Genomic DNA, 5,339 nt, shown 5'->3' with positions numbered 1-5,339 from the left:
GCGGCGCGGGAATGGCCGGAATACTCCGCGAGCGTTCGGATGACTGCCATGCCCCGGTCGGCATCCCGGCAGCCCTGACGGGTCAGGCCATCGGCCTCCCAGTGCGCCCAGGCCGTCTCGTCGGCCCAGCGCAGATAGGCGGCATTGTTGGCATGGCCGAAATCGTCGATCTCGCTTTCGTCCACGCGCCGGTTGCGCACGAAGGGCAAGGGCAGGTCCCATCCCGCATCGGTCGGCGCTATCGGCATGTTATTGTCCCTCTTCGGTGTTGAGGCGGGCTGTCTGTTGGCCTCGCGCGGCGTATGTCTGGGCAGGATAGCCCGCCGCGCGCGCGGCCGCATGCAAAGGATGAACGCAAATGGATGAACGCCGGGTCAAGGCGGGTGTGCTGGTGATTGGCGACGAAATCCTGTCGGGCCGCACCCATGATGTGAATATCCGCCAGATCGCTCAGTTTCTCAGCCCCCTTGGCATCACGCTGGGCGAGGCGCGAATTGTAAGTGATGACCAGGACGCCATCGTGGAGGCGGTCAGGGCGCTGTCGGCACGCTGGGACTATGTGTTCACCACGGGCGGCATTGGCCCTACCCATGATGACATCACGGCAGATGCAATAGCCGCCGCCTTTGATCGCACAATCGATGTGCGCGAGGACGCGCTGGGCATATTGCGCGAATGGTATGCGAAATCGGGCACCGAGCTGACGCCCGCACGCCTGCGCATGGCCCGCATTCCGGACGGCGCGTCGCTCATCGCCAACCCGGTGACCGGCGCGCCGGGCTTCCAGGTGGAGAATGTGTTCGTGCTCGCAGGGGTCCCGAAGATCGCCCGCGGCATGCTGGAGGATGTCGCCGGACGCCTTCGAGGCGGTGTGGTGACACAGTCGCTCGCGGTGCGGCTGGAGAATGTACGCGAGGGCGATATCGCCAACAGGCTTGGTGAACTCGCCGATGCCATGCCGGACGTGTCGTTTGGCTCCTATCCCTGGTTCCAGGAATTGCCCGATGGGTCGCTGTCCCGCGGAGTGGAGCTGGTTGCGCGTTCCAGCGACCTGGCCGCACTGGAACAGGCCGGCGAGGCGCTCAAAGCGCTTGCGGGGCACCGCTGAACACCCGGCCGGAATACGCAATTTTGTCCCGACAGCTCAAAAATTGTGTCCGGACATTCGCTTTTGGGTTGCACCATTGAGTCTTTAAATTCACCCTCAGGGGGTGTCTGGTGCCAGCCAAACGAAGACGAATGTGGCTGAAAAGGGGAGGAAGCCATGCTTTCAGTCTTATCATTGATTATCGCGTCCCAGTGCCCGAGCTATGCGGACTTGCCGCAACCCGCCGTTGGTGGGGCGGCCCTCTATTCACGCGTCGGCGGCACGGGCCCATCCTTGGGCATTGGCGAGCGGATCGAGCAATCAGGGCGCCACAGGACAGATTCTCTCCAATACATCGTTCCGCCCGGTGAAGAGCCCATCCCCGGCCGCCGGATCGGCTCGGCACTCGGGGGAACGGTCATACTGAGCATTACCCCTGTTCAGGGTGAAGGCAGCCGCGAACAGCGCGTCAGCCGGCGCGATCTGGAACGGCTCGCGGAAATGGAGGCAGGCGAGGAGATCCGCTTCAACCAGGATTTCGCAGGTAACGGCCAGGAAGTGCGGGTGCGGTTTGAAGGGTGCGAGACGTTTGAAGGGGAACCGGTCAGCGTCTATCGGATCGAGAGCCCCGAAGAGCAGCGCACCGTTTCCATATCGCATGAGACCGGCTGGTGGGTGCGCTCTGCCAGTGCGGCCGGAGAAATGGTGAGAACGGCCCGGGAATTCTGACGATGTATCACGCCGTCCGCCTGTTGGCGGGTCTGCTGATAGCCAGCCTTGCCCTCACCCTCTCTGCTTGCGGGGAGAGTGAGTGGTTTGCGTCTGCGCCGTCAGGCCCGCCTGCGCGGTTCGAGACGGCGGTGGTGGACCGGGGCATGATCCGTGACATCGTGCCGGCGATTGGCCGGGTGCGTCCGGCGCGGGCGGTGGAGGTGGGCGCGGAGATCAATGGCCGCGTCGTCGAGGTGCTGGCCGATTTCGATGACCGGGTGGAGGAGGGCCAGGTGCTGGCCCGGATCGATGCCCAGCCCTATGAGGCGGCGCTTGTGCGGGCCGAGGCGTCGCTGCAGACGGCGCGGGCGAGCCTTCTTGAAGCGCGTTCGCGCTATCGCGGCGCGCAGCGCGAGCTGGAGCGGACATCCTCTCTGGCAGCGTCGGGCACGGCGCCCCAAGCCCGGCTGGAGGATATTGAGTTCGAGGCCGAGCAGCTCGAGGCGGCGGTACAGCGCGGGGCAGCGGGCGTGTCACTGGCCGAGGCCCAGCTGCGCGAGGCGCGTATCAATCTGGAGCGCACGGTGATTGCCGCGCCGATATCCGGCTTCGTGCTGGAGCGGCGCGTCGAGGAAGGCCAGGCGGTCAACGCGTCTTTCTCCACGCCGGTATTGTTCGTGATCGCGGCAAACCTGTCGGAAGTGGTGATCGAGGCGCGCGTGGCGGAGGCTGATATTGGCCGGATCAGCGAAGGGATGGAAGTGCGCTTCAGCGTGGATTCCATCCCCCGCAACAGCTTTTCCGGCGAGGCGGGGCCGGTGCGCCGCGCCCCGCAGGTGGAGGGGCGGTTTGTCAGCTATCTTGTGGAGATACGCGCGCGCGACGAGGAAGAGCGCCTCCTGCCCGGCATGACGGCGTCTGTCGAATTCGTCGCCGCCGAGGCGTTCAATGTGATGCGGGCGCCAAGGCAGGCATTAAACCCACCAATGACGCGTGAGTTTATACAACAGATCGACCCAGAACTGCTACCCGACTATGTTCTTGATAATATAGATCGTAGTCAGTCTGGCTGGGAAGGTGGCGTCCGGGGTGCGCTAGCTGGCCGCGCCCTGGGACGTGGCTTCCGTCTTGGCCGCAACCTCCAAATCGTCCATCAGGTTGTCGGCACTGGTTTTGGCTATGTTGAGGTGGAAGTCGGTGCCGAGGACGACAATTACTTCGAGATTGTCTCCGGCGATATCGAGGAAGGCGACCGTGTCTTCATCTTTGATCATGGTCCGGCAGGCCCGCCGGAATGAGCAATTTTGTCCCGACAGCTCAAAAATTGTGTCCGGACATTCGCTTTTGGGTTGCATAACCCCCCCCCTGCGAATACACTCTCCACGAGCAATAGGCTCAGGGGTTAAATCCAAAGTGGAGGCTGAAAATGAAGCGTATTGCATTTTTTGCGGCAGGATTGAGCGCTATGGCGCTAAGTGCAGCGGCGTGGGCATGTCCGTGTTCTCCTAATAGCCCAGCTTGTCGGGCGGAATGCCCATTTACGCCTGATAGCAACGACTTCATAGAGTGTCGTATCGACTGTTGGCAAAACTGCAGCATTGCTAACGGCTGCATTGATATCGGCATCTAGGTTCGTGTTCGGCTAAACCGGCAGCCAAAAGGAGAAAACATATGCCGATTGTTGCTATTATTTTGGCTGCCGGGATGGCAGTTGACTGCCCTCCCTACGCTGAGTTGGGTCAGCCTGAGTCAGGTGTGGTGTTCGAGTATCGTGGGCAATCAAGGGGTTTTCCCGCCGGTCTGCGCGAAACTGTACTCGCCCAAGAGCGCGGCGCCGTGCGCATAACCCGCGAACTTTCTCTTGGCGAAAGTGAGTTCAACCCGCTCGGAGAAGAAGTGTCCATCGCGGGAGGTTTGTTTGCCGCGGCGAGGGAGGGTAGTCCCCAGGAGCTGCTGTCAGCCGGTGATGCTGAACGCATTGAGCGCCTTGATGCAGGGAGTGAACTGGCCATCACGGTGCCTGGCCCACAAGGCAGTCGCGAAATGACAGTCCGGTTCGATGGATGCACCGGGAGCTCGCACGGACCGGTCAGTGTCTACCGGCATTGGTATGGAAGCGATCAAGACTCTGCGACAGTCACGCAAATATCTCATGCTGACGGATGGTGGGTGATGAGGCGGGGTGAGCGGACCAGCTTTACGAGAGAGTGACCCGTGCCTCACCGGTGTCTTGTGGTTGCCACTGCCGCAGCGATTAGCTTCACCCTCTCTGCTTGCGGGGAGGGTGAGTGGTTTGCGTCTGCGCCGTCAGGCCCGCCTGCGCGGTTCGAGACGGCGGTGGTGGACCGGGGCATGATCCGTGACATCGTGCCGGCGATTGGCCGGGTGCGTCCGGCGCGGGCGGTGGAGGTGGGCGCGGAGATCAATGGCCGCGTCGTCGAGGTGCTGGCCGATTTCGATGACCGGGTGGAGGAGGGCCAGGTGCTGGCCCGGATCGATGCCCAGCCCTATGAGGCGGCGCTTGTGCGGGCCGAGGCGTCGCTGCAGACGGCGCGGGCGAGCCTTCTTGAAGCGCGTTCGCGCTATCGCGGCGCGCAGCGCGAGCTGGAGCGGACATCCTCTCTGGCAGCGTCGGGCACGGCGCCCCAAGCCCGGCTGGAGGATATTGAGTTCGAGGCCGAGCAGCTCGAGGCGGCGGTACAGCGCGGGGCAGCGGGCGTGTCACTGGCCGAGGCCCAGCTGCGCGAGGCGCGTATCAATCTGGAGCGCACGGTGATTGCCGCGCCGATATCCGGCTTCGTGCTGGAGCGGCGCGTCGAGGAAGGCCAGGCGGTCAACGCGTCTTTCTCCACGCCGGTATTGTTCGTGATCGCGGCAAACCTGTCGGAAGTGGTGATCGAGGCGCGCGTGGCGGAGGCTGATATTGGCCGGATCAGCGAAGGGATGGAAGTGCGCTTCAGCGTGGATTCCATCCCCCGCAACAGCTTTTCCGGCGAGGCGGGGCCGGTGCGCCGCGCCCCGCAGGTGGAGGGGCGGTTTGTCAGCTATCTTGTGGAGATACGCGCGCGCGACGAGGAAGAGCGCCTCCTGCCCGGCATGACGGCGTCTGTCGAATTCGTCGCCGCCGAGGCGTTCAATGTGATGCGGGCGCCAAGGCAGGCATTAAACCCACCAATGACGCGTGAGTTTATACAACAGATCGACCCAGAACTGCTACCCGACTATGTTCTTGATAATATAGATCGTAGTCAGTCTGGCTGGGAAGGTGGCGTCCGGGGTGCGCTAGCTGGCCGCGCCCTGGGACGTGGCTTCCGTCTTGGCCGCAACCTCCAAATCGTCCATCAGGTTGTCGGCACTGGTTTTGGCTATGTTGAGGTGGAAGTCGGTGCCGAGGACGACAATTACTTCGAGATTGTCTCCGGCGATATCGAGGAAGGCGACCGTGTCTTCATCTTTGATCATGGTCCGGCAGGCCCGCCGGAATGAGCAATTTTGTCCCGACAGCTCAAAAATTGTGTCCGGACATTCGCTTTTGGGTTGC

General features: G+C 62.8%; 6 protein-coding genes. 5 read left to right on the top strand and 1 reads right to left on the bottom strand.

Annotation, left to right across the window (positions count from 1 at the left end; all coding sequences use genetic code 11):
• The coding region (locus tag ACTS2Z_RS13415; RefSeq protein WP_442573712.1) for an acyl-CoA thioesterase at window positions 1-248 on the bottom strand (248 nt) is incomplete at its 3' end.
• A gap of 110 nt (window positions 249-358) precedes the next feature.
• Between ACTS2Z_RS13415 and ACTS2Z_RS13410 the strand changes: the two genes are divergently transcribed.
• The 5 genes from ACTS2Z_RS13410 to ACTS2Z_RS13390 all read left to right on the top strand — a co-directional run bounded on the left by ACTS2Z_RS13410 (window position 359) and on the right by ACTS2Z_RS13390 (window position 5,284).
• Entirely contained in the window at window positions 359-1,108 is a 750-nt protein-coding gene (locus ACTS2Z_RS13410; RefSeq protein WP_442573711.1) for a competence/damage-inducible protein A, read from the top strand.
• A gap of 156 nt (window positions 1,109-1,264) precedes the next feature.
• On the top strand, window positions 1,265-1,816 hold the full coding sequence (locus ACTS2Z_RS13405; protein WP_442573710.1) for a hypothetical protein: 552 nt from the start codon (window positions 1,265-1,267) through the stop codon (window positions 1,814-1,816).
• A 2-nt stretch (window positions 1,817-1,818) separates the two neighbouring features.
• Window positions 1,819-3,096 (top strand): efflux RND transporter periplasmic adaptor subunit, encoded by a 1,278-nt coding sequence (locus tag ACTS2Z_RS13400; RefSeq protein WP_442573709.1) that lies wholly within the window; start codon window positions 1,819-1,821, stop codon window positions 3,094-3,096.
• Between the two features lie 373 nt (window positions 3,097-3,469).
• Window positions 3,470-4,009, top strand: coding sequence for a hypothetical protein (locus ACTS2Z_RS13395; protein ID WP_442573708.1), 540 nt, complete (start codon window positions 3,470-3,472; stop codon window positions 4,007-4,009).
• A 3-nt stretch (window positions 4,010-4,012) separates the two neighbouring features.
• Entirely contained in the window at window positions 4,013-5,284 is a 1,272-nt protein-coding gene (locus ACTS2Z_RS13390) for an efflux RND transporter periplasmic adaptor subunit (protein WP_442573707.1), read from the top strand.
• Window positions 5,285-5,339: the final 55 nt, after the last annotated feature.

Source organism: Glycocaulis sp., assembly GCF_052168375.1.
GTDB lineage: Bacteria > Pseudomonadota > Alphaproteobacteria > Caulobacterales > Maricaulaceae > Glycocaulis.
Note: the sequence above shows the minus strand (reverse complement) of the source record. Positions and strands in the feature narration are given on the sequence as shown.

Excerpts from the sequence above, each read along its gene's own strand:
- ACTS2Z_RS13410 (WP_442573711.1), top strand. The coding sequence starts at position 359 with ATGGATGAACGCCGGGTCAAGGCGGGTGTGCTGGTGATTGGCGACGAA.
- ACTS2Z_RS13405 (WP_442573710.1), top strand. The coding sequence starts at position 1,265 with ATGCTTTCAGTCTTATCATTGATTATCGCGTCCCAGTGCCCGAGCTAT.
- ACTS2Z_RS13400 (WP_442573709.1), top strand. The coding sequence starts at position 1,819 with ATGTATCACGCCGTCCGCCTGTTGGCGGGTCTGCTGATAGCCAGCCTT.
- ACTS2Z_RS13395 (WP_442573708.1), top strand. The coding sequence starts at position 3,470 with ATGCCGATTGTTGCTATTATTTTGGCTGCCGGGATGGCAGTTGACTGC.